We start from the raw sequence: 24,553 nt of genomic DNA, 5'->3' as shown, positions 1-24,553 counted from the left end.
TGCCTGGCGGCAACAGCGCGGTGGTCCCACCTGACCCCATGCCGAACTCAGAAGTGAAACGCCGTAGCGCCGATGGTAGTGTGGGGTCTCCCCATGCGAGAGTAGGGAACTGCCAGGCATCAAATTAAGTGTGCTGATATGGCTCAGTTGGTAGAGCGCACCCTTGGTAAGGGTGAGGTCCCCAGTTCGACTCTGGGTATCAGCACCAGTTTTAACGGTTAAGTTCGGCAGATAAAAGAATTTGTCTGGCGGCAACAGCGCGGTGGTCCCACCTGACCCCATGCCGAACTCAGAAGTGAAACGCCGTAGCGCCGATGGTAGTGTGGGGTCTCCCCATGCGAGAGTAGGGAACTGCCAGACATCAATTAAGCAAAAAGCCCAGTCTTATGACTGGGCTTTTTGCTTTTCTGCGATCTGAAATGGAAAAATCCTCCCCATTTGGGGAGGAAAAGGCTCAGTGGATGACCTGCGAGAGAAACGCGCGGGTACGTTCAGATTTTGGATTTGCAAAGAACTGTTCCGGAGGTGCCTGTTCGACGATTTCACCTCTGTCCATAAAGATAACCCGGTCGGCGACGGTTCTGGCAAAACCCATTTCATGCGTTACGCATAGCATCGTCATCCCGGATTGGGCCAAGCCAATCATGGTGTCGAGCACCTCCTTCACCATTTCCGGATCGAGCGCGGATGTCGGCTCATCAAACAGCATAATTTTGGGTTTCATACACAGTGAGCGCGCTATCGCGACGCGCTGTTGCTGGCCGCCTGAAATCTGGCCGGGAAACTTATGAGCGTGTTCCGCGATCCTAACCCGCTCCAGATAGTGCATCGCCAGGGCTTCTGCTTCTTTCTTTGGTAGTTTTCGCACCCATATTGGAGCCAGAGTACAGTTTTGCAACACGGTCAGATGAGGGAACAAATTGAAGTGCTGGAATACCATTCCCACTTCCTGACGCACTCGCTCGATATTGCGAATATCCTCATTGAGCTCGATGCCATCAACGACGATCCGGCCCTGCTGATGTTCTTCCAGATGATTAATGCAACGGATCGTAGTTGATTTCCCTGAGCCTGAAGGCCCGCATAAAACAATACGCTCACCCTGTTTCACGTTCAGATTAATGTCCTTCAGAACGTGAAACTGTCCGTACCATTTATTGACGTTTTCCAGCGTAATCATCGCATCCGCCGGTTGTAGTAATGTTTGACTCATAGTTTCCTCAATGCGGTGTACGCCCGGTGTTAAAGCGCTTTTCCAGATGCTGGCTGTAGCGCGACATGCTAAAACAGAAGATCCAGTAGATCAGTGCGGCAAAGACATAGCCTTCCGTCGACATCCCGAGCCATGCCGGATCGACGGTCGCTTGTTGGACGCTGCTGAACAGATCGAACAGGCCAATGATGATCACCAGACTGGTGTCTTTAAACAGCGCGATAATGGTATTGACCAGGCCAGGGATCACTAACTTCAGCGCCTGGGGAAGAATGACCAGCACCTGTGTTTTCCAGTAGCCCAGGGCCAGCGAACTCGCGGCTTCATATTGCCCTTTTGGGAGAGCCTGCAAGCCTCCGCGCACCACTTCTGCCACGTAGGCCGACTGGAACAACACCACACCGACTAGCGCGCGGATAAGTTTGTCGATGCTTGTACCTTCGGACATAAACAACGGTAGCATCACCGACGACATAAACAGTACGGTTATCAGGGGCACGCCGCGCCAGAATTCGATGAAAATAACCGAAAGAACGCGTACCACCGGCATGGTCGAACGGCGTCCAAGCGCCAGCAGAATGCCGAGCGGTAATGCCCCAGCAACCCCGACCGACGCGATAATCAGCGTTAACGTCAGGCCACCCCATTGCCGCGTCTCTACTCTCTCCAGGCCAAAGAAACTGCCATACAGCAGAAACCACACCACAATGGGATAAATGACCGCCCAACAGGCAATGTAACGACCACGGCGTGGCATCGCATTCCAGAACATCGGTACGATCGACAGCAGGCCGATAATCAGCGCAGTATTAATGCGCCAGCGCTGGTCATGGGGGTAAAGCCCATACATAAACTGGCCGAAGCGCTGATGAATGAACACCCAGCAGGCACCCGCCTTAGTACAGTCAGCGCGAGTCGTTCCCACCCAGTTCGCCTGTAAAAAAGCCCAGTTCAGCAATGGCGGAATGAGTTCCCACATCAGCCACAGCGCAAAGAGCGTCAACAGGCAGTTAGACCAGCTGGAGAACAAATTCTTGCGCATCCACGTCAGAGACTGATTACGCTTTGCACCGTCCGGCCGCGCAGCGTGAGACAGAAGTGCTTTTGTCATCATGACCCCTTAGCGCTCAATCAGTGCCTTACGGCGGTTATAGATATTCATCAACAGTGAAATGCTCAGACTGATAATGAGGTACACCGACATGGTGATAGCGATTGTTTCAATTGCCTGACCGGTCTGGTTTAACACCGTACCGGCAAACAGCGAAACCATATCGGGATAACCAATGGCCGCGGCCAGCGATGAGTTTTTGACAATATTCAGATACTGACTGGTGAGTGGTGGGATAACCACGCGGAGCGCCTGGGGAATAATGACCTGGCGCAGCGTCACAGGATTGGGCAGCCCAAGCGACCGGGCCGCTTCATGCTGCCCAAAAGGCACCGCCTGGATACCAGAACGGATGATCTCGGCAATAAATGCGGAGGTATAAACCGAGAGTGCGAGCGTTAAAGCCGCCAGTTCGGGGATCAGTACCATACCGCCGCGGAAGTTAAACCCTTGAAGTGCAGGAATATCCCAATGCAGTGCAGCGCCAAAGGTCCAGTGAGCGAGCAACGGTAGCGCGATAACCAGCGCCAGGGCCGTCGGCCAGGTGCGTCGCAGTTGGCCTGTTTTTATCTGATGGGTTTTGTTATAGCGAAAAAGCCCGACGCTCAGCAGCCCGGCAATGACGAGCGCGGCAGTACAAGCCAGCACTCCTTCACCCCATTGCGGGGAAGGAATATAGAGTCCGCGATTGCTGAGGAACACCAGTTCGAAGGCGTTCACCGCCTGTCGCGGTCCAGGTAAATTACGTAGTACGGCAAAATACCAGAAGAAGATTTGCAGCAGCGGCGGAATATTACGGAACGTCTCGATATAGACCGTCGACAGCTTACGCAGCAGCCAGTTTTCGGAGAGTCTCGCTAGCCCCAAAAAGAAGCCAAGGAAGGAAGCAAAGATAATACACAGCGCAGAAACCAGCAGAGTGTTCAGTAAACCGACCAGGAAAACCCGGCCATAGGTATCACCTTGCTGATAATCAACTAAGTGTTGAACGATGCCAAAGCCCGCGCTTCTGTCGAGAAAAGCAAACCCAGAGGTAATGCCCCGCTTGTCCAGATTGGTAATGGTGTTGTGTATCAAATAGATAGCAATAGCGACGACCGCCACTACCGCAAGGATTTGAAACAGCCAGGCGCGAACCGTGGGGTTGGAAAAGGAGAGCGATCCTTTTACGGTCAGGCGGCGTTGGGACATAGTAAACCTCAATGACCAGAACATCAGGTTGGGCACCGCCGAAGCGATGCCCGTCACAGCGTAAAACTTAACGAACCGGCGGCGCGTACTGTATCCCACCGTTATTCCAGAGGTTGTTCTGGCCACGTTTGATCTTCAGTGCACTGCCTTCGCCGACGTTGCGGTCAAAGATTTCAGCGTAGTTCCCGACCTGTTTAACAATGTTATAGGCCCACTTGTTATCCAGCTTCAGATCCTTGCCGAAATCACCCTCTTTCCCGAGCAGATGCGACATATCTGGGGTTGATGGGCTGGCAAATTTCTCATCAACGTTTTTAGAGTTAATCCCCATTTCTTCTGCGTTCAGCATGGCGAACAGCGTCCATCGCACAATGGAGAACCACTCGTCGTCGCCACGGCGAACCACTGGGCCCAGCGGCTCTTTGGAAATCACCTCTGGCAGAACAATCCAGTCACCCGGTTTGCTCAGTTTGATACGCAGCGCATACAGCTGCGACTGGTCAGAGGCCAGGGTATCGCAGCGTCCGGACTCCAGAGCTTTTGCTGATTCGTCAGAACGGTCGAAGGTCACCGGGGTGTACTTCATGTTGTTGGCTTTGAAGTAATCTGCCACGTTCAGCTCGGTATCGGTACCGGCCTGGATGCAGACGGTCGCGCCATCCAGCTCTTTTGCACTTTTCAGCCCGGCTTTATCGTGAGTCAGGAAGCCGATGCCGTCGTAATAAGTTACGCCGGTAAAGGAGAGGCCCATGCCCGCATCGCGGGAAGAGGTCCAGGTGGTGTTACGGGACAGCAAATCCACTTCGCCTGATTGAAGGGCGGTGAAACGTTCCTTCGCGGTCAGTGGGGTATATTTCACTTTGCTGGCATCACCAAATACCGCTGCGGCCACGCCACGGCAGACATCCACATCAATACCGGTAAATTTTCCGTCAGCATCTGCATAAGAGAAGCCCGGCAATCCATCACTGATCCCGCACTGAACGAAGCCTTTCTTTTTAACGGCGTCAAAAGTGGTACCTGCATGTGCCTGATTTGAAATTGCAAACAGTACGCCCGCCGCTGTGAGGCTGGCGATCATCATCTTTTTCATAAAGCATCCTGTGTGGCGAAGATTTATCGTTATTAATTAGACGTCCGGGGGAACGCCGAAACCTGTCTGTGGCCATGGCCATTTCCTGTAAAGCAAAGGGAATGCCAGAATTGCAACCGCCTGATATTGAGCCTTGGGGAAGCAATAAAGTGAGTGTAGACAGGAAAGAAAAAAACAAGCGCCCTGAGATGGTGCAAAATTACAACCTGTGCCACAAATCAGAGCGAAAAAGTTTCAGGATTGAGACGAGAAAGAGAAATGATTTCGGGGGTTAATATTGATGTGAGAATGAATGGCAATAATATGTGAAATCGCTCACGCCAATTCACAGGCATAATCATTTTAAATTATGGATGCGCGATTAAAAACACGGAATTGTTTTTATGAAGGGCAGAAACAAGGCGATTTTTTTACTTTCGAACGCGGTTTTGCACCCCCATGAAGCAAAAGCGCGGGGGCCCGCGCTTACGTTTAATTATTTAGTGAGGGCTACGATGCCGAGCGTCAAACCTGCCAGTGCAGCTGCGCCACCGGCGATAGCACCCGCCGTTTCCCAGTTATCTTGCGTCGTGCCCTTCATACAGGTATTGGTATGAACCAGCCGCCCCTGATCGTCATAAACCGGCACGCAAGGTGAGTCGTGTGCGCAGCCTGCGAGCAAAGCGGTCAGCAATGCAACTGAAATCAATCTTTTCATGATATTACCTCGATTAAACCGCGGCGGTTATAAAACACCTGCCGTGCGGAATTACGACGATTTTATCATTGGAGTCTGACTGGATGAGAGCTGCAAATAATCTCAATTTATTTGCTCTGTAAACATCGTGGAGGTTTTGGCGGATATCCCGCTAATTATGTAGAAAATATGCAGAATAAAATGTTGGTTTTTTAAGGGGCGATGATGTTCACATCTCTACAGTAAATAAAAAAGGCGCTTAAAGCACCTTTTTTATTTTAGTTATCATTTACTTCGACTAAATCTTCCTCGGACAACCACAAAGAATACAGGAACGAAAAAGATAGCCAGTAATGTTGCGGTTAACATGCCACCCATTACACCAGTACCCACCGCATTTTGCGCTCCGCTGCCAGCACCCGAACTGATAACCAGCGGCATTACGCCGAGGATGAATGCCAGTGACGTCATCAGAATCGGTCGCAGACGCATGCGCGACGCTTCAAGAGTGGCTTCAATCAGCCCTCTGCCCTCTTTATCCATCAGATCTTTGGCAAACTCGACAATCAAAATGGCGTTTTTGGCCGAAAGACCGATTGTGGTCAACAGACCCACCTGGAAGTACACATCGTTGTTCATTCCGCGAAGCGAAGCCGCCAGAAGCGCACCCACCACGCCGAGTGGGACAACGAGCATCACCGAGAACGGGATAGACCAGCTTTCGTACAGTGCGGCAAGGCAAAGGAATACGACGATTAGTGAGATCGCATATAAGGCGGGAGCCTGGTTACCGGAGAGTCGTTCCTGGTATGACATGCCCGTCCAGTCGTGACCGATTCCGCTTGGCAGTTTTGATGCCAGGCTTTCCATCAGCGCCATCGCTTCCCCGGTACTTCTGCCTGGCGCCGCTTCGCCCAGCAACTCCATTGAAGGCGTACCGTTGTAGCGTTCCAGACGTGGCGAGCCGTAAATCCAGCGTGCTGAACTGAAGGTTGAGAAGGGAACCATTTCGCCATTTGCGCTGCGCACATAGAAATTATTGATGTCGCTGGGCAACATACGGAACGGGGCATCCGCCTGTACGTATACTTTTTTGACGCGACCGTGATCGATAAAATCGTTCACATATGTGCCGCCCAGAGCGGTGGAAATTGTCTGGTTGATATCCGACAGACTAACACCCAGCGCCTGCGCTTTTTCCTGGTCGATATCCAGTTTGAATTGAGGTGTATCTTCTAATCCATTAGGTCGCACGCGCACCAGCAAGTCAGGATGTTCTCTCACCATACCCAGTAACTGATTTCGCGCTTTGGTGAGTTCTTCATGACCGAGGTTGGCCTTGTCAATTAGCTCAAAGTCGAAGCCAGTTGCGGTGCCCAACTCAAGAATAGCGGGCAGGTTGAATGGGAATACAAGACCATCTTTGATTTGACTGAATTCTTTAGTTGCCCGTGAGACGATCGCCCCCACGCTATTTTCTTTGCCAGGACGTTCTTCCCATGGTTTCAGGCTAATAAAGACCATACCGGAGTTTTGTCCCTGGCCGCTAAAGCTAAAGCCATTAACGGTAAATACTGATTTAACGTTGGCTTTTTCCTGGCTCAGATAATAATTTTCAATTTGTTCCATCACTTGCTGCGTACGTGTCTGCGTCGCGCCGGCAGGTAGCTGGACCATCGTCATGAATACCCCCTGGTCCTCTTTCGGCAGGAAGGAGGTTGGCAGACGCAGGAACAAGACCGCCATCCCGCCGACAATAAGGACATACAGCAGCAAATAACGCCCGGTCTTGCGTAAAATCCCGCCAACGCTGTTACTGTAATGGTCGACGCTTTTGTCAAACAGCGCGTTGAACCAGCCAAAGAAGCCGCCTTTCTTTTCGTGATGCTCGGCAGACACAGGCTTAAGCAGCGTGGCGCATAACGCTGGTGTCAGAATGAGCGCGACAAGAACCGAAAGCACCATCGCTGAAACAATCGTCAGTGAGAATTGACGATAAATCGCACCTGTCGATCCGCCGAAGAAAGCCATCGGTACAAACACGGCGGAGAGTACCATTGCGATACCGACCAGAGCGCCCTGTATCTGAGCCATTGATTTCAGCGTCGCTTCTTTAGGCGGCAGTTTTTCTTCCGCCATCACACGTTCAACGTTCTCTACTACGACGATGGCGTCATCGACCAGTAAGCCGATGGCGAGCACCATCCCAAACATCGTTAATGTATTGATAGAGAAGCCGAATGCCGCCAGTATGGCGAATGTGCCCAGCAGTACGACAGGCACTGCAATGGTAGGTATCAGTGTTGCGCGTAGATTCTGCAGGAAAAGATACATCACCAGAAAGACAAGGATGATGGCTTCAAACAGCGTTTTCACCACTTCGCGAATAGATATTTCCACAAACGGCGTGGTGTCGTACGGGTAGACCACCCTCAACCCTTGCGGGAAGAACGGCTGTAGCTCTGTAAGCTTAGTTTTGATGGCAGTGGCGGTATCCAGCGCATTAGCGCCGGTCGCCAGCTTAATGCCCAAGCCTGTTGCGGGCTGGCCATTAATTTTCGTCACCATATTGTAGTTTTCGCCGCCAAGTTCGATACGGGCCACATCAGTGAGACGGACCATCGAACCATCCGGGTTCACTTTCAGCGTGACGCGGCCAAACTCCTCAGGTGTTTTCAGACGCGTCTGGGCAATGATGGAGGCATTAAGCTGTTGACCCTGAATGGACGGCGTTCCCCCTAGTTGACCTGCGGCAATCTGGTTGTTTTGTGTTTTCAGTTGATTAATGACGTCCAGGGGCGTCAACTGATATTTGTTCAGCGCATTGCTGTCAAGCCAGATACGCATCGCATACTGCGCGCCAAAAAGCTGAACATCCCCAACACCCGATGTACGACTGATGGTGTCCTTCACATTAGAGGCGACATAGTCGGAAATATCATCCTGTGTCAGGCTCTTATTATCGGAAACAAAACCCGCAACCATAAGGAAGTTGCTGCTTGATTTCTCGACGCCGATACCTTGTTGCTGTACTTCCTGAGGCAGCAATGGCATCGCCAGTTGCAGCTTGTTCTGTACCTGAACCTGCGCGATATCAGGATCGGTGCCGGACTCGAATGTCAGCGTGATCGTCACGCTACCAGCGGAGTCGCTGGTGGAGGACATGTACATCAGGTTATCGATACCGTTCATGTTTTGTTCGATAACCTGGGTGACGGTATCCTGCACGGTTTGGGCATCAGCCCCCGGATAGGTTGCCGTAATGGCCACAGCCGGTGGCGCGATGGTCGGGTACTGTGCGACAGGCAATTGCATGATCGCAAGCCCGCCCGCCATCATCATAATGATCGCCAGCACCCAGGCGAAAATCGGGCGCTGAATAAAGAATTTGGACATAGTGGCCCCTGATTATTTGGCAGACGAAGTGGCAGTGTCTGGCTCTGTGCTCACCGAAACGCCAGGACGTACTTTCTGCAATCCGCTGACAATCACTTTGTCACCCGCATTGAGGCCGTTGGTGACAAGCCATTGCCTGCCGATGGCCTGAGAGGCCGTGACGTTGCGGACTTCAACCTGATTTTTCGCATCGACTACAAGCACTGTGGCATCGCCTCGCGGAGTGCGGGTGACGCCTTCCTGTGGCACCAGAATGGCGTTTGGCTGCACGCCTTCATCAATGCGCGCCCGCACAAACATACCTGGCAGCAACGTATGCTGAGGGTTAGGGAAAAGGGCGCGCAGGGTGATGGAGCCGGTACTTTCGTCCACGGTGACATCAGAGAATTGCAGGGTGCCTTTTAGTGAATACGGTTGTCCGTTCTCCATCACCAGCTCGACGCTTTTGGTGTCGCTCCCATGCTCAAGGCTTTGCTGTTTGAGGCGCATAAAGTCGCTGCTGGACTGGGTGACATCGACATAAATCGGGTCCAGCTGTTGTACCGTTGCCAGCGCCTGGGACTGACCGTTAGTGACCAGTGCCCCTTCCGTTACGCTGGATTTGCCGATACGCCCGCTAATAGGCGAAGTGACTTTGGTGTAGGCTACATTGATGCGCGCGGTTTCCACCGCGGCTTTGGCGGCCATTACGCTGGCGTCGGCCTGCTGGGCGTTAGCCACAGCCTGATCGTAATCCTGGCGGCTGACATATTGTGTGCCGAGCAGAGGCAGATAACGTTTTACGGTCAAATGCGCAATCGTGGCCGCAGCAGCGGCTTTGGCTTCATCGCCTTTGGCGCTGTTCCATGCAGCCTGATAGGTGGCAGGATCTATCTGATAGAGAGACTCGCCCGCCTGAATATCGCTGCCCTCAATGAAATTACGGTGCAGGATGATACCGTTGACCTGGGGACGAACTTCGGCAATGCGAAATGCCGTGGTTCTGCCCGGCAGTTCGGTTGTCACGGACAGAGGAGCGCGCGTGATGACATGAACCGTAACGTGTGGTGTCTGTGGTTGTTGCGGCCGATCCCCGGCGTTATCGCAGCTGCAAAGAAGCAGAGTTGATGCGAGTAAACTGGATAAAATCGAAATCCTGGCGTGAATCTTCATTGCAAGTCCTTAATTACAGATATAGCAAATTCTCCGGAAACCGGTGAAAAAATAAAAAATGCGCACGCCATAGTACAAATAAAAACGTTGAAATGTTAGCCATTGGGATTGAGAAATGATAAGGGAAAGCACGCATACATAAAGGAAAAGTGATGTGTGAATTTTATGGCTGGGGGATAAAGGGTGGGAATTATATTTATTATCAATACATCAAGCGGAAGTATTTGTGATTATTATTGAATGCGGGTAGGAAGTGAGAGCCAATCCAGTATTAATGCATAAAGTGCTATGTGGAAAAATAGATTGCCAATACATTAATGGTTTTTCAGGATGGTATTTGGGTTCGCTATGGCCAGAAAAACAAAAGAAGATGCGCTGATTACCCGACAGCAGCTGCTTGATGCTGCTATCGAACAGTTCTCACTGCGCGGGGTTTCGTGCACTACACTGACCGACATCGCTGATGCAGCAGGTGTGACACGCGGGGCCGTCTACTGGCATTTCAACAATAAAGTCGAACTGTTTAATGAAATATGGCGAGAGCAAATTCCATTGCGCGATATAATCCGCGATCGTTTAACTATTAATGAAAACGATAATCCGCTGATGTATCTACGTGAAATGTTTGTTGTTGGTTTGCAACATATTGCTCAATCTGTAAAACTTCGTGCACTGATGCAAATTTTGTATCACAAATGTGAATTCACAAAAGAGATGATGCTTGAATCGGAAATTCGTCAGCGTATCTGTTTTGGCTATGAAATGCCGCGGCGGGTATTAACACAATGTGTTCGTAATGGCAGTCTTCCGGCCGATACGAATATTGAATTAGCCCTGACAATGTTTCACTGTTTCTTTTCAGGCGTATTAAAAAACTGGTTACTCTTTCCTGAATATTTCAATTTGTATCAGCAAGCGCCAGAGCTGGTGGATAATATAATGGCAACGTTACCTCATCACCCTGCGACATTGCCGATACCGATGGATAACGTTGCAGCGTATCACCAACAGGTGCTGTAATCAGCTTGGGCGCTGATGCCTGGAAGCGATGGCCTCGGCGCTCACCGGTTTGCCCAACAGATAGCCTTGCAAGGTGTTGCAGCCGAGTTGTGTCAGAAACTCGCGCTGCGCCTGGGTTTCGACGCCTTCCGCCACCACGCGTAAATTCAACGTTCGCGCCACTCGCTTAGCTGACGACAGGTGTCGTTAGTGACCCAATTCCCCATCGGAATGATGATTCCAGTAGTGGCAGGAAAATATTGGCGCCAACAGTCCAGTAGCGCTTCAAAGCCCATGATTTCGCCTGTCGACGCGCTCGTCGACTTTTCCTACATTCTTCACTCGAGGTCGGAGCAGTTTACAAGCTTGAGCGGGTTGACAGAATTCATGTTGCGGCACTTCTCGCTTTCAGTGGATAAAATCTCAATCCACTGCATCAATAAACCTTCGAACACAAACATAAACAAGGCAAAGACAATCAGCCATCCGTACTTGCGAAGCATAACTGCACCTGAGAATTGATTGGGTGAATGGCAGGCAATATACACGAAAAGGGATGTCAGGAAAGAGGGAAGAAAATCGCCGGATTTCAGGCAATAAAAAAGGCGCTTCCCCATGCCGAAGAGCGCCTTTTTACCGTCATGAACGAACTTAGTTCATGCCGTATTTTTTCAGTTTCTTACGCAGAGTACCACGGTTGATGCCCATCATCAGAGCAGCGCGGGTTTGGTTACCACGCGTGTATTGCATAACCATGTCCAACAGGGGCTGTTCTACTTCAGCCAGTACCAGCTCATACAGGTCATTAACATCCTGACCATTCAGTTGAGCAAAATAGTTCTTCAGTGCCTGTTTAACCGAGTCACGGAGAGGTTTCTGAGTCACCTGATCCTGAGAGTTAACGGTAGAAACGGTCAGTACGTCAGAATTTACGCGTTGTTCGAACATAGTTCTGTCAGCTCTTTATTTCTGTTTACGCAAAATTTTCGAAGTATGCCTCCAACGCCTCCAGCTGTACGCTGGCATCCTCAATGGCGTTGAATGTGCGCCGAAACTGGTCATCTGGAGCGTGTTCCTGTAAATACCAGGATACGTGTTTGCGCGCTATTCGGTACCCTTTTGTATGACCGTAAAAATCATGCAATTCCCGAACATGTGCACAAAGTAAGCGCTTCACCTCTGCCAGAGGCAGTGGAGGTAGCAGCTCCCCAGTGTCCAGATAATGCTGGATTTCCCGAAAGATCCAGGGTCTTCCCTGAGCTGCACGTCCTATCATCAGGGCATCAGCCCCCGTATAGTCGAGCACAGCTCTGGCTTTAAGCGGGTCAGTAATGTCACCATTCGCGATAATCGGAATGGAAACTTTCTGCTTAACTGCCCGAATACTGTTGTATTCAGCGTCTCCGTTAAACAAGCAGGCGCGAGTGCGTCCGTGAATAGTCAGAGCCTGAATGCCACAATCTTCAGCCAGTTGGGCAATCTCTACACAGTTACGGTGGTCCGGCGCCCAGCCAGTGCGAATCTTGAGAGTAACAGGAACGTCCACTGCCTTTACCACCTCGGTCAGGATAGACTTCACCAAACCTGGATGCTGCAAAAGGGCTGAACCTGCAAGCTTGCGATTCACTTTTTTAGCCGGGCAACCCATATTGATATCAATAATTTGGGCGCCACTTTCAACGTTAATACGTGCGGCTTCCGCCATTTCTTCAGGACAGCTACCGGCAATTTGCACGGTGCGGATCCCGGGCTCGTCAATGTGCACCATCCGTAAACGGGATTTGTCGCTCTCCCAGACCTGCGGGTTGGAGGACATCATCTCGGAAACGGTTAAACCTGCTCCCATCTCGTAGCACAGCGTCCGGAATGGTCTGTCAGTAATGCCAGCCATGGGCGCTGCGATCAGGCGATTTCTAAGCTGGTGGTGTCCGATGCGCATGAGTTAAGAAATGACCATACTGTGACTGCAAGGCGGCGTATATTACGCATTTTTTTCCTGAGATGAAAGGCCAAACTTTGAGCAATCCTCTGTTATAGATCAAGGAATCGCCAGTCACCCCCGAGGCGAAAATTTAATAATCAAACAAATCATTATGTTATATCAATAAGGTGAATTTTTGAACAGATGCAATTTTGCGTAACTTATCGTTTTTTCCTGCTCAAAAGGGAGCAGAAAAGAGATAACCTGCTGGTTTTATCAGCAGATTATCCCGATTATTGCGGGCTGGATCCCATTTCATTGCTGCAGGTAATCGACACTTTTGCACACTTACTCGAACAAAATGTGAACGTAACCGGGAGACCACGCACCTGTTTTATCCGTTCTTACGACCGGTAATGCGACACCACTCTTCTTTCTCAACCACTGGGTCGAGCGCGAATTGAGAGGTATAGGCTTCACAGACGCTGTCGGCCTGGCTCGCAAGAATCCCGGAAAGGCCCAATAAACCGCCCTCAACAGGCAGGACGCTGATTAGCGGGGCCAGTTCGCGTAATGGGCCAGCCAGGATATTAGCGACTACTACGTCGGCTTTCATGGCGTCTGGCTGGTCCTGTGGTAAATAAAGTTCCAGCTTATCGGACACGCCATTGCGCAGCGCGTTATCGCGGCTGGCCTGAATCGCCTGCGGATCAATGTCGATCCCGATCGCTTTAGCCGCGCCCAGTTTCAGCGCCGCAATGGCGAGGATCCCTGATCCACAGCCAAAATCGATCACCGTTTTACCGTTCAGATCGAGTCCGTCGAGCCACTGCAGGCACAGCGACGTGGTTGGGTGGGTGCCGGTACCAAACGCCAGACCCGGATCGAGCATCACGTTAACCGCGTTTTCGTCCGGCACATCGCGCCAGCTTGGGCAAATCCACAGCCGCTCGCCGAAACGCATCGGGTGGAAGTTATCCATCCATTCGCGCTCCCAGTCTTTATCTTCCAGTTGCTCAATCTTGTGAACAAAACCCGCACCCAGCAGCGGCTGATGTTCCAGAATGGCGACCACTTCCTTCATGTCGGTTTCGGCATCGAACAGGCCAATTACATCGGTATCACCCCAAAGTCGGGTTTCGCCCGGTAAAGGCTCAAACACCGGCGTGTCGTGGGTGTCCTGGAAGGTGATAGAGACGGCACCCACTTCCATCAGCGCATCGCTCAGTTCTTCCGCGTTGGCACCGGTGGTGTTCAGTTTCAGTTGGATCCATGGCATGGCAAAACTCTTTTAATGATTAACAGTGATATTAGGGGCTTGCGTGGCAGGCTGACCAAAACGGTTACCGACGACAAAAGCCAGAAGACTGAGCAGTAGCGAGGGAACAATCGGGTGAAAGCCCAGGTACTGAATTTTCAGAGTAGCAAGCAGGGCGTATAGCACGCCGCCGACAATCATGGCGCTCAGCGCCCCGGCGGCGTTCGCGCGTTCCCAGTAAAGGCCCAGCACCAGCGGCCACAGGAACACGGCTTCCAGCCCGCCAAACGCCAGCAGGTTCAACCAGATGATCATCTCCGGCGGTCGCCAGGCAGCCAACAGCAACAGCGCACCCAATATCAGGGTGATCAGCGCTGACATACGCTTCAGCCGCTTTTCGTTCTGTACCTGCTCCGGGCGGAAATTCAGATACAGATCTTTGATGATCGTAGCGGAACTCTGCAATAACTGCGCGTTGATCGTCGACATGATTGCCGCCATCGGTGCGGCGAGGAAGATCCCCGCAGCCACTGGCGGCAATACTTTAACCATCAGCGTGGGGATAACTAAATCCGGGACGTCGAGATCCGGAATAACGGCGCGACCCAGTGCACCAGCCAGATGCATCCCGAACATCAGGACAGCCACGACAATCGTGCCGATAATCATACCTCGGTGTACTGCCTTGCTGTCTTTGTACGAGATGCAACGTACTGCCGTGTGCGGCAGGCCAATCACCCCAAAACAGACCAGTACCCAGAAAGAGGTCATAAAGCTCGGCGATAAAATATCGTCAGCCCCCTGCGGAGAGACCAGTTTTGGGTCGATGTGTTCCAGTGTTTGCACCGCGTGGCTCAGGCCGCCCGCCGCGTGAACGACACCAATCAGCAGTACGATGGTGCCAATCAGCATCACCATGCCTTGCATGGCATCATTGAGCACGCTGGCGCGGAAGCCGCCGAAAGCGGTGTACAGCGCGATACTGATCCCGAAAATCAGCAAGCCCGTTTCGTAAGGAATACCGGCTGCGGTTTCCAGCAAGCGTGCACCGCCGATGAACTGTACGGTCATCGCGCCGACAAACGCGACCAGCAGGCTAAGACTCGCCAGCCATACCAGCAGACGGCTCTGATAGCGGGCAAACAGCATATCGTTGAGCGTCACCGCGTTGTAACGCCGGGCAAGGATGGCGAATTTTTTCCCCAGAACGCCTAGCGATAGCCACACGGCAGGTAGCTGGATCATCGCCAGCAAAACCCAACCCAGCCCGTATTTATAGGCCGCACCCGGGCCGCCGATAAACGAACTGGCGCTGATGTAGGTGGCGGTGAGAGTCATCGCCAGTACAAAGCCGCCCATCGAACGACTGCCGAGGAAATATTCGTTGAGGAACGTGCCGGTGGCGCGCTTTCGCATCGCGTAAATCGACAGGCCAAACACCACCAATAAATAGGCGACAAGCGGCAGAATGACTTCAGGCTGCATCATCGTCCTCCAGTGGAATTTCGCGATAGATGAATTTCACCATGGCCCAGCACAGTAAAATGAAGATCAGCGGAATCAGCAGGCAGGCCATTTCAAACCATCGTGGCAGGCCGGTGAAGCCCTGTATTGAACTAGGTATGTAAGCACTCGCTAACCATGCGGCGAGATAGAGGAGGGTAAGCCACAACGCCCAGCGGGCTTCTTTGTGGGCCTGAACAAAACGCGCGTCCATAAGGCTCCCAGGGGCAATTTAAAGCGGGGATTGTACCTTAAGGGGCTGGGAAGGGGAGAGAAAAAGAAAAAAGGCCGGAAGATCCGGCCTTTTGCTAAACGTTCAGGATTATTTTTCCTGAAGTCCGAGTTTTTTCTCCAGATAGTGGATGTTGGTTCCACCATGCTGGAAGTTCTCGTCACTCATGATGCGCATCTGCAGTTCAACGTTGGTTTTGATACCGTCGATGATCAGTTCCTGCAGGGCGTTCTTCATGCGAGAAATCGCCACGTCACGGGTTTCGCCGTAACAGATGAGCTTACCAATCATTGAGTCATAGTACGGCGGTACAGTGTAACCGGCGTAGATATGAGATTCCCAACGCACACCAAAACCGCCAGGTGCGTGGAAACGGGTAATTTTACCCGGGCTCGGCAGGAAGGTGTTCGGGTCTTCGGCGTTGATACGGCATTCCACCGCATGGCCGCGAACGTGCACTTCTTCCTGTTTGATTGACAGCGGCTGACCGGCAGCGATACGCAGCTGCTCTTTGATCAGGTCAACGCCAGTGATCATCTCGGTAACCGGGTGCTCTACCTGAATACGGGTGTTCATTTCGATGAAATAGAACTCGCCGTTTTCAAACAGGAATTCGAAAGTACCCGCGCCACGGTAGCCGATATCCACGCAGGCTTTCGCACAACGCTCGCCGATGTAGCGACGCAGTTCCGGCGTGATGCCTGGTGCTGGTGCTTCTTCGACAACTTTCTGGTGACGACGCTGCATAGAGCAGTCACGTTCTGCCAGATAGATAGCGTTGCCCTGGCCGTCAGCCAGTACCTGAATCTCGATGTGACGAGGATTTTCCAGGTATTTTTCCATGTACACCATGTCATTGCTGAAAGCGGCTTTCGCTTCAGCTTTGGTCATGGAGATGGACTGGGACAGTTCAGCGTCGCTGCGCACGACGCGCATACCGCGACCGCCGCCGCCACCGGAGGCTTTGATGATAACCGGATAGCCAATGCGTTTCGCATGGGCACGGTTAGCATCCATGTCGTCGCCCAGCGGGCCGTCAGAGCCTGGTACAGTAGGAACGCCTGCTTTTTTCATCGCGTTGATTGCAGACACTTTGTCGCCCATCAGGCGGATAGTGTCAGCTTTCGGGCCGATGAAGATAAAGCCGGAACGTTCAACCTGCTCAGCAAAGTTGGCGTTTTCGGACAGGAAGCCATAACCCGGATGGATTGCCACCGCGCCGGTGATTTCAGCGGCGCTAATGATAGCCGGGATATTCAGATAGCTTTTTACGGACGGAGCCGGGCCGATACAGACCGTCTCATCCGCTAACAGTACGTGTTTTAAATCGCGATCCGCAGTGGAGTGTACGGCGACGGTCTTGATGCCCAGTTCTTTACAGGCACGAAGAATGCGCAGTGCAATCTCGCCACGGTTTGCGATGACAATTTTATCCAGCATGTTCGCCTCGTTACTCGATGACGACCAGCGGCTCGTCAAATTCTACCGGTTGACCACTTTCGACCAGGATAGCCTTCACGGTACCCGACTTGTCGGCTTCGATCTGGTTCATCATTTTCATGGCTTCAACGATGCACAGGGTATCACCCGCGTTCACCTTCTGGCCCACTTCGATGAATGCTTTCGCGTCCGGGCTTGGGGTGCGGTAGAAGGTACCAACCATCGGGGAGCGTACGATGTGGCCACTGATTTCAGCTTTAGCCGGGGCTTCAGCAGCAGCTACCGGTGCAGCAGCGGCCGGAGCCATCTGTGGTTGCATCATCGGCGCAGCATAAGCCTGTTGCATAACCGGGAAGCCCGCATTGGCCGAAGCGCGGCTGATGCGTACAGACTCTTCGCCTTCAGAAATTTCCAGTTCGGAGATGCCTGATTCTTCAACCAGCTCGATCAGTTTTTTAATCTTACGAATATCCATGAGTGGGTTCCGTACTCTTTGTTTAGTGTGATTGTGACAGGCGTTTAACCGCCGTCTGTAATGCGTATGAATAGCCGTCAGCGCCTAATCCGCAGATGACGCCGGCAGCGATATCAGAGAGATATGAGTGATGGCGGAACGGCTCGCGAGCGTGCACGTTACTCAGATGTATCTCGATAAACGGGATACTGACCGCCAATAGCGCATCACGAATCGCCACGCTGGTGTGCGTGAATGCGGCCGGATTGATCAGGATATAGTCAATGTTGTCTTTAGCCTGATGAATTCGGTCGATAATCGCGAACTCCGCGTTGGACTGCAAATGGTCCAGCGACACATTCAGAGCCTCAGCTTCCGTCGTTAAACGGTTTACAATTTCCGCTAACGTCTGGGAGCCATACTTCTCTGGCTCACGGGTGCCGAGCATGTTCAGGTTCGGTCCGTTTAAAAGCAAAATGCGTAACTTGTCGGCCATCGTGCTGCTATCTCCTGCAATTCTCCGGTAAAAAACAAAATATACCTTCGATGCGCGCTTGTCACCTTTTCAGAGGCCAAAAACCCCTGTCAGGAAAACCAAAGTCGCACATTATAACGATTTCGTAGCAATTGGCAGCTAAATACTGGTCTTATCAGGGAAGATTATCAACCTCAAACCCGAAAAAGCCTGACGTAGTGCGGGAGTTCTGCGGGAAACTGCACATTATCGTGAATTAACGCCACCACCGGCGGAACTTCTTAAAACGCCACGCTAAAAGCGCAAAAGCGGCGATTGCGTACAGGATCGGCTGTGGTGAGAGGATCTTCACCGACCACAGATAATGGATGGGGGCAAGGATCGCTACCAGATAGACGAAGTTATGTAGTTTTTGCCAGCGCGCGCCTAGTTTTCGTTGCACACGCTGAAACGAGGTGGCCGCCAGCGCCAGCAAAATCAGCCAGCTCACCAGGCCCAACGTTAAATAAGGGCGCGTGACCACTTCCTGCCCTAATAAACCCAGATTGTTAATCCCGAGCTCTAATAGCGCGTAGCTGGTGAGGTGTAACGTCGCCCAGGCAAAACACCATAGCCCTAAAAGGCGGCGAGTTCGTATCAATAAAGGCTGTTTAGCGTAGCGCGCCAGCGGGGAGACCAGCAAGGTGGCGAGCAGTAGTTTCAGAGCCATCCTACCGGTAAAGTGTTGAATATCTTTGGCAGGGTCAGCGCTGAAGTAGCCCTGGTCGCCCGCCCAGAACAACCACACCAGAGGTAAAAAGGCGGCCAGATGCAGCATTACCTTGAGCCAGACAATCTGTTTAGCCGTTAAGCGCACTCAGAAATTCTCCCGTAAATTCAGGCCGTGATAGAGCGACGCCACCTGATCGGCATAGCCGTTAAACAACAGCGTCGGTTGGCGTTTGACGTCCAGTACGCCGCCCGAGCCGATAAAGCGCTCGGTGGCCTGCGACCAGCGTGGATGGTCAACATGCGGATTCACGTTGGCGAAAAAACCATATTCATCAGGGGCCGCCAGATTCCACGTGCAGGGCGGACGTTCGCGAGTCAGTTTAATACTGACAATAGATTTAATGCCTTTAAAGCCGTATTTCCACGGGACGGTCAGGCGGATGGGCGCACCGTTTTGCGGCGGTAACGCTTTGCCATACACGCCGGTAGTAAGCAGCGTCAGCGGATGCATCGCCTCATCGAGACGCAGGCCTTCGACGTAGGGATATGAAAGACCGCCGCCAATAAAGCGGTCCTTCTGACCGGGCATCTGCTCAGGAGAGAAAATGGTTTTAAAGGCGACGTATTTGGCATCGCTGGTGGGCTCAACCAGCGCCAGCAGCTTATGCAGCGGAAAACCAATCCACGGCACGACCATCGACCAGGCTTCCACGCAGCGCATCCGGTAGATTCGCTGTTCGAGCGGGAAACGTTTGGTCAGCGCGTCGTGATCGAGCGTTAGCGGTTTAGCAACTTCACCATCGATGGTCAGCGTCCACGGATCGGTTATCAGGCTCCCGGCGTTTGCCGCTGGGTCGGCTTTATCCAGCCCGAATTCATAATAATTGTTGTAGCGAGTGACTTTATCCTCCGGCGTGAGCGCCAGCTGGCTCTGCCATTCGGCAGGGCGAGAGAATTCGAGCGGTTTTCCGGACGGGGCAGGTGGCCTGTCGTTGCCCTTAAACCAGCTGAGCAAATCGGCCTGGGCGGTGGGCGCGAGCGTCATTGCGGTGGCGCTTATGCCTAACATTTTCAGCACCTGGCGGCGCTGGAGCATAAAAACGGATTCCGCCGTTACATCAGCTTCCGTTAGTTTTTTCGACTTCATGGCTTCCTCCGTCATGCTTTTTCCTAAGCATGACGGAGGTGACTGATTAACGCGAATATGTCACGAAAATTTGAAGATTAGGCAATCTTAACCAGCGTGCGGCCCTGAATCTGATTGTTCATGATTTTTTCGGCAAACTCCGGTGCCTGAGCAAGGGTGATTTCCGTTGCGCTCTGGCTATAGAAGGAAGACGGTAAATCCAGAACCAGACGTTTCCAGGCCTGTGCGCGGCGTGCGGCAGGTGTCATGACGGAATCGACGCCCTGCAAACGGACGTTACGCAGAATGAACGGCATCACCGTGGTCGGCAGTGCAAAACCTCCCGCCAGACCACATGCGGCCACACATCCGCCGTAGTTCATTTGCGCCAGCACTTTGGCCAGCACTTTATCGCCGACGGTATCGACCGCACCGGCCCACAGCTGTTTTTCCAACGGACGGGATTCGGCGAATTCATCACGGCCAATAATACGGTTTGCGCCGAGGCTGCGCAGATAGTCATGCGTGCTTTCGCGACCGGAAACGGCAGCAACCTGATAACCCAGCTTGTGCAGCAGCGCAATCGCCGTACTACCCACGCCGCCGCTGGCACCGGTCACGACAATTTCGCCGTCCTGAGGTTTGATGCCAGCGTCTTCCAGCGCCATCACGCAGAGCATGGCGGTAAAGCCAGCGGTGCCGATGATCATCGCCTGGCGCGCATCCATTCCCTGCGGTTGAGCGACCAGCCAGTCACCCTTCACGCGGGCTTGCTGAGAAAGTCCACCCCAATGGTTTTCACCTACGCCCCAACCAGTCAGTAGCACCTGCTGGCCCACGTGAAAACGCGGGTCTTCGCTGTGATGAACCACGCCCGCAAAATCGATACCTGGCACCATCGGAAAGTTACGGATGATTTTACCTTTACCGGTAATGGCGAGGGCATCCTTGTAGTTGAGGCTTGACCACTGGATATCGACTGTGACATCACCTTGTGGCAGCTGACTTTCCTCGATGGCCTGTACCGAGGCGAGAGTTTTACCGTCGTGCTGTTCTAAGATTAATGCCTGCATAATCGTTCCTCAGTTGCTCTATGATTGGAAAATAATTATCGAAGACTATACTCGGTAACTGAAACACGATGCCGATTCAACGCAATAAATTGCCAGATTCACTAACTCTGGTAGTATGCAGGGTCCTTTTGGCATGCTAGTTAGTGCTTACTAATTTTTTGCGGGCCAGCGTGGGTGTCCGGTCAACAGCCGGGCTGTTTTTCATTAACGGAGTTAATACAGGGATGCGATTAACGACGAAATTCTCAGCTTTTGTCGCGCTTTTAACGGGCCTGACCATCTTTGTCACCCTCATTGGTTGTTCACTGAGTTTCTATAACGGTATTCAATATAAAGTGGATTATCGCGCCCGGGCTGTGGCGACGGTTATCGATTCCCGCCTGGTCAGTACCCCTTTTGATCAGTTCGACAACCAACTGGACGAAATTCTGGTCCCTGTCGACATCGTGCGCATTGATTTCATCGTTAATGATAGGACTATTTTTAGCCACTCACGTGTCAGCAGTTATCGCCCGATGGGCAGCAGTATTCAGTACCGCGAACTGGACGTAGAATCGGTGAAGCACCCGGGGATGACCATTCATCTGGTGTATCAGGATCCGATGGTGAATTATTTCCACTCTCTGCTGACCACCGCGCCTCTCACCATTGCCATTGGTTTTATGGTATTGATTATCTTCTTTTCGGTACGCTGGCTACGCAATCAGCTGTCGGGCCAGGAATTGTTAGAGCTGCGCTCCACGCGGATCCTCAACGGTGAACGCGGGCAGCAAGTGCGCGGTTCGGTGCATGAATGGCCCGCGCGAACCAGCAGCGCCCTCGATACGCTGCTGTCGGAAATTCAGTTTGCCGGCGAACAGCGCAGTCGCATGGATACGCTTATCCGCTCCTACGCGGCGCAGGACACCAAAACCGGCCTCAGCAACCGGATGTTTTTCGATAACCAGCTCGCAACGCTGCTCGACGATCAGGAAAAAGTTGGGGCACATGGTATTGTGATGCTGATTCGCCTACCGGAATTCGATTTGGTTCGCGACCAGTGGGGGCGTATGGCGGCGGAAGAGCACTTCTTTATGCTCATCAATATGCTTTCCACTTTCATGATGCGTTATCCTGGTGCGTTATTGGCACGTTATTACCGCAGTGATTTTGCCGTGCTGCTGCCACACCGCACGTTGAAAGAAGCCGACAGCATCGCCGGGCAGCTGTTAAAAGCGCTGGACTCGTTGCCGTCGACCAAAATTCTCGATCAGGATGACATGATGCACATCGGCATCTGTACCTGGCGCAGTGGGCAAACCACAGAGCAAGTGATGGAGCACGCCGATGCGGCGGTGCGTAACGCGGTGCTTCAGGGCAGTAACAGCTGGGCAGTGTATGATGACTCTCTGCCAGAAAAAGGGCGCGGTAACGTGCGCTGGCGAACCCTCATCGAACAAATGCTCAGTCGCGGAGGCCCGCGCTTCTACCAAAAACCGGCGGTGCATTACGACGGCCGTGTTCACCATCGTGAATTGATGTGCCGTATTTATGACGGTAAAGAAGAAGTGATCGCCGCTGAATATATGCCGATGGTAATGGAGTTCGGTCTGGCGGAAGAGTACGACCGTTTACAAATCACCCGTTTACTGCCTTTCCTCTCGTTTTGGCCTGAGGAAAATCTGGCTTTGCAGGTGACGGTTGAGTCGCTCATCCGGCCCCGGTTCCAGCGCTGGCTACGTGATACGTTGATGCAGTGTGAAAAAACACAGAGAAAACGGATTATTTTTGAACTTGCAGAGGCAGATGTCTGTCAACATATCAGCCGCTTACAGCCTGTGATGCGTTTGATTCACGCGTTAGGGGTCCGAGTAGTGGTGATTCAGGCTGGTTTAACGCTGGTCAGCACCAGTTGGATTAAAGAATTGTCGGTGGAAATCGTCAAACTGCACCCGGGCCTGGTGCGTAACATAGAGAAACGCAGTGAAAACCAGTTGCTGGTGCAGAGTCTGGTCGAAGCCAGTAAAGGGACATCGACCCAGGTTTTCGCTACCGGATTGAGAAGTCGCAGCGAGTGGCAGGTGTTAAGAGAGTGCGGTGTGCTGGGTGGTCAGGGCGATTTTTTTGCCACGTCACAACCACTTGACACTAGCGTAAAAAAATATTCGCAAAGATACTCTGTTTGATCTGCCGTTTGTCGTGTTTTCACGTAGAATAACGCGCGCTGTTTCTCCGCGGGTGTTATTGAGTGCCTGCCGACAAGTGATACAGAACATGCCAGTGATCGTCCTTTGACAGGTTGCAATGTAAGCGAGGAGCGCTGCGGCTCTGACAGTGTCAGGTCGAAATTGTAACAAAGGAAACGAACTGCACTAATTTTCACCGTTGCAGATGATTTTTGCGCCTTGTCGCTGCTGCGTGTGGTTGGTAAAGTAAGCGGATTTTGTTTCCGCCCCAGCTTTCAGGATTATCCCTTAGTATGTTGAAAAAATTTCGTGGCATGTTTTCCAATGACCTGTCCATTGACCTGGGTACCGCGAATACCCTGATTTACGTAAAAGGACAAGGCATCGTACTGAATGAGCCTTCCGTTGTCGCCATTCGCCAGGATCGTGCCGGTTCACCGAAAAGTGTGGCTGCCGTCGGTCATGAAGCTAAGCAGATGCTCGGCCGTACGCCGGGCAACATCGCAGCTATTCGTCCAATGAAAGACGGCGTTATCGCTGACTTCTTCGTGACTGAAAAAATGCTGCAGCACTTCATCAAACAGGTTCACAGCAACAGCTTTATGCGCCCGAGCCCGCGAGTTCTGGTGTGTGTGCCGGTAGGTGCAACCCAGGTTGAACGCCGTGCAATCCGTGAATCTGCTCAGGGCGCTGGCGCCCGTGAAGTATTCCTGATTGAAGAGCCAATGGCTGCTGCTATCGGTGCGGGTCTGCCTGTTTCTGAAGCAACCGGTTCAATGGTTGTGGATATCGGTGGTGGTACCACAGAAGTGGCCGTTATCTCCCTGAACGGTGTGGTTTATTCCTCTTCCGTTCGTATCGGTGGTGACCGTTTCGACGAAGCCATTATTAATTATGTGCGCCGTAACTACGGCTCTCTGATCGGTGAAGCCACCGCAGAGCGCATCAAGCACGAAATCGGTTCTGCTTACCCAGGCGACGAAGTTCTTGAAATTGAAGTACGCGGTCGTAATCTGGCAGAAGGCGTTCCACGCGGCTTTACTCTGAACTCCAATGAAATCCTCGAAGCGCTGCAAGAGCCGTTGACCGGTATCGTGAGTGCGGTGATGGTTGCCCTGGAACAGTGTCCGCCGGAACTGGCTTCCGACATCTCAGAGCGTGGTATGGTTCTGACTGGTGGTGGTGCGCTGCTGCGTAACCTCGACCGCCTGTTAATGGAAGAGACAGGAATTCCTGTCGTAGTTGCAGAAGATCCACTGACCTGTGTTGCCCGTGGCGGCGGCAAGGCACTGGAAATGATCGACATGCACGGCGGCGACTTGTTCAGCGAAGAGTAGTCAGCCAGAAGTCTGGGGTAGCGTTTG

The 24,553-nt window shown here is 52.3% G+C and carries 22 protein-coding genes, 1 tRNA gene, 2 rRNA genes and 1 pseudogene; 6 read left to right on the top strand and 20 right to left on the bottom strand.

Going from position 1 to position 24,553, the window contains the following annotated elements; all coding sequences use genetic code 11:
* Positions 1-2: 2 nt before the first annotated feature.
* The 3 genes from rrf (MUU51_RS09790) (at position 3) to rrf (MUU51_RS09780) (ending at position 360) form a co-directional block, all read left to right on the top strand.
* Positions 3-118: ribosomal RNA gene (gene rrf, locus MUU51_RS09790) — 5S ribosomal RNA — on the top strand.
* A gap of 14 nt (positions 119-132) precedes the next feature.
* A tRNA-Thr gene (locus MUU51_RS09785) sits at positions 133-208 on the top strand.
* Positions 209-244: 36 nt separating this feature from the next.
* A 5S ribosomal RNA gene (rrf, locus tag MUU51_RS09780) occupies positions 245-360 on the top strand.
* 94 nt (positions 361-454) lie between these two features.
* Here the strand turns inward: rrf (MUU51_RS09780) and MUU51_RS09775 are convergent.
* The 7 genes from MUU51_RS09775 to MUU51_RS09745 form a co-directional block, all read right to left on the bottom strand.
* Positions 455-1,213, bottom strand: a complete 759-nt coding sequence (locus MUU51_RS09775) for an amino acid ABC transporter ATP-binding protein (RefSeq protein WP_110510642.1) — start codon at positions 1,211-1,213, stop codon at positions 455-457.
* Between the two features lie 7 nt (positions 1,214-1,220).
* On the bottom strand, positions 1,221-2,324 hold the full coding sequence (locus MUU51_RS09770) for an amino acid ABC transporter permease (protein WP_258967669.1): 1,104 nt from the start codon (positions 2,322-2,324) through the stop codon (positions 1,221-1,223).
* 9 nt (positions 2,325-2,333) lie between these two features.
* On the bottom strand, positions 2,334-3,515 hold the full coding sequence (locus MUU51_RS09765) for an amino acid ABC transporter permease (protein ID WP_159772392.1): 1,182 nt from the start codon (positions 3,513-3,515) through the stop codon (positions 2,334-2,336).
* 67 nt (positions 3,516-3,582) lie between these two features.
* Complete coding sequence (locus MUU51_RS09760; RefSeq protein WP_159772389.1) at positions 3,583-4,608, bottom strand: amino acid ABC transporter substrate-binding protein; 1,026 nt, start codon at positions 4,606-4,608, stop codon at positions 3,583-3,585.
* A 475-nt stretch (positions 4,609-5,083) separates the two neighbouring features.
* The gene (locus tag MUU51_RS09755; RefSeq protein ID WP_038256116.1) at positions 5,084-5,305 is read right to left on the bottom strand and encodes a lipoprotein; all 222 of its coding nucleotides are present in this window, start codon (positions 5,303-5,305) and stop codon (positions 5,084-5,086) included.
* Positions 5,306-5,569: 264 nt separating this feature from the next.
* Positions 5,570-8,680 (bottom strand): efflux RND transporter permease subunit, encoded by a 3,111-nt coding sequence (locus MUU51_RS09750; RefSeq protein WP_258967668.1) that lies wholly within the window; start codon positions 8,678-8,680, stop codon positions 5,570-5,572.
* A 12-nt stretch (positions 8,681-8,692) separates the two neighbouring features.
* Entirely contained in the window at positions 8,693-9,832 is a 1,140-nt protein-coding gene (locus tag MUU51_RS09745) for an efflux RND transporter periplasmic adaptor subunit (RefSeq protein ID WP_258967667.1), read from the bottom strand.
* Positions 9,833-10,180: 348 nt separating this feature from the next.
* Between MUU51_RS09745 and envR the strand changes: the two genes are divergently transcribed.
* Positions 10,181-10,852 carry an acrEF/envCD operon transcriptional regulator gene (gene envR, locus MUU51_RS09740; RefSeq protein ID WP_159772380.1) on the top strand — a complete coding sequence of 224 codons (672 nt, stop codon included), beginning with the start codon at positions 10,181-10,183 and terminating at the stop codon, positions 10,850-10,852.
* Here envR and MUU51_RS09735 read toward each other — a convergent pair.
* The 13 genes and pseudogenes from MUU51_RS09735 to acuI form a co-directional block, all read right to left on the bottom strand.
* Positions 10,853-11,014: pseudogene (locus MUU51_RS09735) on the bottom strand (EAL domain-containing protein); the annotation flags it as partial.
* 155 nt (positions 11,015-11,169) lie between these two features.
* Complete coding sequence (locus MUU51_RS09730; RefSeq protein ID WP_159772438.1) at positions 11,170-11,334, bottom strand: DUF2556 family protein; 165 nt, start codon at positions 11,332-11,334, stop codon at positions 11,170-11,172.
* 148 nt (positions 11,335-11,482) lie between these two features.
* Positions 11,483-11,779, bottom strand: a complete 297-nt coding sequence (fis, locus tag MUU51_RS09725; protein WP_000462905.1) for a DNA-binding transcriptional regulator Fis — start codon at positions 11,777-11,779, stop codon at positions 11,483-11,485.
* 25 nt (positions 11,780-11,804) lie between these two features.
* Positions 11,805-12,770: a tRNA dihydrouridine synthase DusB gene (gene dusB / locus MUU51_RS09720; RefSeq protein WP_159772378.1), complete on the bottom strand. Its 966-nt coding sequence runs from the start codon at positions 12,768-12,770 to the stop codon at positions 11,805-11,807.
* 376 nt (positions 12,771-13,146) lie between these two features.
* Complete coding sequence (prmA, locus tag MUU51_RS09715) at positions 13,147-14,031, bottom strand: 50S ribosomal protein L11 methyltransferase (RefSeq protein ID WP_159772375.1); 885 nt, start codon at positions 14,029-14,031, stop codon at positions 13,147-13,149.
* A 12-nt stretch (positions 14,032-14,043) separates the two neighbouring features.
* On the bottom strand, positions 14,044-15,495 hold the full coding sequence (gene panF / locus MUU51_RS09710) for a sodium/pantothenate symporter (RefSeq protein ID WP_159772435.1): 1,452 nt from the start codon (positions 15,493-15,495) through the stop codon (positions 14,044-14,046).
* Positions 15,485-15,727: a YhdT family protein gene (locus MUU51_RS09705; RefSeq protein ID WP_159772372.1), complete on the bottom strand. Its 243-nt coding sequence runs from the start codon at positions 15,725-15,727 to the stop codon at positions 15,485-15,487. Before MUU51_RS09705 ends, panF begins: the two co-directional genes overlap by 11 nt.
* Positions 15,728-15,835: 108 nt before the next feature.
* Positions 15,836-17,185, bottom strand: a complete 1,350-nt coding sequence (accC, locus tag MUU51_RS09700; protein WP_159772369.1) for an acetyl-CoA carboxylase biotin carboxylase subunit — start codon at positions 17,183-17,185, stop codon at positions 15,836-15,838.
* Between the two features lie 10 nt (positions 17,186-17,195).
* A complete protein-coding gene (gene accB / locus MUU51_RS09695) occupies positions 17,196-17,660 on the bottom strand; it encodes an acetyl-CoA carboxylase biotin carboxyl carrier protein (RefSeq protein ID WP_159772366.1) in 465 nt (154 codons plus the stop codon).
* A 22-nt stretch (positions 17,661-17,682) separates the two neighbouring features.
* A complete protein-coding gene (gene aroQ / locus MUU51_RS09690) occupies positions 17,683-18,135 on the bottom strand; it encodes a type II 3-dehydroquinate dehydratase (RefSeq protein ID WP_125352530.1) in 453 nt (150 codons plus the stop codon).
* A 235-nt stretch (positions 18,136-18,370) separates the two neighbouring features.
* On the bottom strand, positions 18,371-18,970 hold the full coding sequence (gene msrQ, locus MUU51_RS09685; protein ID WP_258967666.1) for a protein-methionine-sulfoxide reductase heme-binding subunit MsrQ: 600 nt from the start codon (positions 18,968-18,970) through the stop codon (positions 18,371-18,373).
* A complete protein-coding gene (gene msrP / locus MUU51_RS09680; protein WP_159772360.1) occupies positions 18,971-19,972 on the bottom strand; it encodes a protein-methionine-sulfoxide reductase catalytic subunit MsrP in 1,002 nt (333 codons plus the stop codon).
* Between the two features lie 77 nt (positions 19,973-20,049).
* Positions 20,050-21,024 carry an acrylyl-CoA reductase (NADPH) gene (gene acuI, locus MUU51_RS09675; RefSeq protein WP_258967665.1) on the bottom strand — a complete coding sequence of 325 codons (975 nt, stop codon included), beginning with the start codon at positions 21,022-21,024 and terminating at the stop codon, positions 20,050-20,052.
* A gap of 224 nt (positions 21,025-21,248) precedes the next feature.
* Between acuI and csrD the strand changes: the two genes are divergently transcribed.
* Both csrD and mreB read left to right on the top strand, forming a co-directional pair.
* Complete coding sequence (gene csrD, locus MUU51_RS09670) at positions 21,249-23,189, top strand: RNase E specificity factor CsrD (protein WP_159772354.1); 1,941 nt, start codon at positions 21,249-21,251, stop codon at positions 23,187-23,189.
* Positions 23,190-23,482: 293 nt separating this feature from the next.
* Positions 23,483-24,526: a rod shape-determining protein MreB gene (gene mreB / locus MUU51_RS09665; RefSeq protein ID WP_110510622.1), complete on the top strand. Its 1,044-nt coding sequence runs from the start codon at positions 23,483-23,485 to the stop codon at positions 24,524-24,526.
* Positions 24,527-24,553 lie beyond the last annotated feature (27 nt).

Source organism: Scandinavium manionii (assembly GCF_024764775.1).
Taxonomy (GTDB): domain Bacteria; phylum Pseudomonadota; class Gammaproteobacteria; order Enterobacterales; family Enterobacteriaceae; genus Scandinavium; species Scandinavium manionii.
This window is presented reverse-complemented; position numbering and strand designations above follow the sequence as displayed.

Coding starts and splice junctions, on each gene's coding strand:
- MUU51_RS09775 (WP_110510642.1), bottom strand. CDS start 1,213: ATGAGTCAAACATTACTACAACCGGCGGATGCGATGATTACGCTGGAA.
- MUU51_RS09770 (WP_258967669.1), bottom strand. CDS start 2,324: ATGACAAAAGCACTTCTGTCTCACGCTGCGCGGCCGGACGGTGCAAAG.
- MUU51_RS09765 (WP_159772392.1), bottom strand. CDS start 3,515: ATGTCCCAACGCCGCCTGACCGTAAAAGGATCGCTCTCCTTTTCCAAC.
- MUU51_RS09760 (WP_159772389.1), bottom strand. CDS start 4,608: ATGAAAAAGATGATGATCGCCAGCCTCACAGCGGCGGGCGTACTGTTT.
- MUU51_RS09755 (WP_038256116.1), bottom strand. CDS start 5,305: ATGAAAAGATTGATTTCAGTTGCATTGCTGACCGCTTTGCTCGCAGGC.
- MUU51_RS09750 (WP_258967668.1), bottom strand. CDS start 8,680: ATGTCCAAATTCTTTATTCAGCGCCCGATTTTCGCCTGGGTGCTGGCG.
- MUU51_RS09745 (WP_258967667.1), bottom strand. CDS start 9,832: ATGAAGATTCACGCCAGGATTTCGATTTTATCCAGTTTACTCGCATCA.
- envR (WP_159772380.1), top strand. CDS start 10,181: ATGGCCAGAAAAACAAAAGAAGATGCGCTGATTACCCGACAGCAGCTG.
- MUU51_RS09730 (WP_159772438.1), bottom strand. CDS start 11,334: ATGCTTCGCAAGTACGGATGGCTGATTGTCTTTGCCTTGTTTATGTTT.
- fis (WP_000462905.1), bottom strand. CDS start 11,779: ATGTTCGAACAACGCGTAAATTCTGACGTACTGACCGTTTCTACCGTT.
- dusB (WP_159772378.1), bottom strand. CDS start 12,770: ATGCGCATCGGACACCACCAGCTTAGAAATCGCCTGATCGCAGCGCCC.
- prmA (WP_159772375.1), bottom strand. CDS start 14,031: ATGCCATGGATCCAACTGAAACTGAACACCACCGGTGCCAACGCGGAA.
- panF (WP_159772435.1), bottom strand. CDS start 15,495: ATGCAGCCTGAAGTCATTCTGCCGCTTGTCGCCTATTTATTGGTGGTG.
- MUU51_RS09705 (WP_159772372.1), bottom strand. CDS start 15,727: ATGGACGCGCGTTTTGTTCAGGCCCACAAAGAAGCCCGCTGGGCGTTG.
- accC (WP_159772369.1), bottom strand. CDS start 17,185: ATGCTGGATAAAATTGTCATCGCAAACCGTGGCGAGATTGCACTGCGC.
- accB (WP_159772366.1), bottom strand. CDS start 17,660: ATGGATATTCGTAAGATTAAAAAACTGATCGAGCTGGTTGAAGAATCA.
- aroQ (WP_125352530.1), bottom strand. CDS start 18,135: ATGGCCGACAAGTTACGCATTTTGCTTTTAAACGGACCGAACCTGAAC.
- msrP (WP_159772360.1), bottom strand. CDS start 19,972: ATGAAGTCGAAAAAACTAACGGAAGCTGATGTAACGGCGGAATCCGTT.
- acuI (WP_258967665.1), bottom strand. CDS start 21,024: ATGCAGGCATTAATCTTAGAACAGCACGACGGTAAAACTCTCGCCTCG.
- csrD (WP_159772354.1), top strand. CDS start 21,249: ATGCGATTAACGACGAAATTCTCAGCTTTTGTCGCGCTTTTAACGGGC.
- mreB (WP_110510622.1), top strand. CDS start 23,483: ATGTTGAAAAAATTTCGTGGCATGTTTTCCAATGACCTGTCCATTGAC.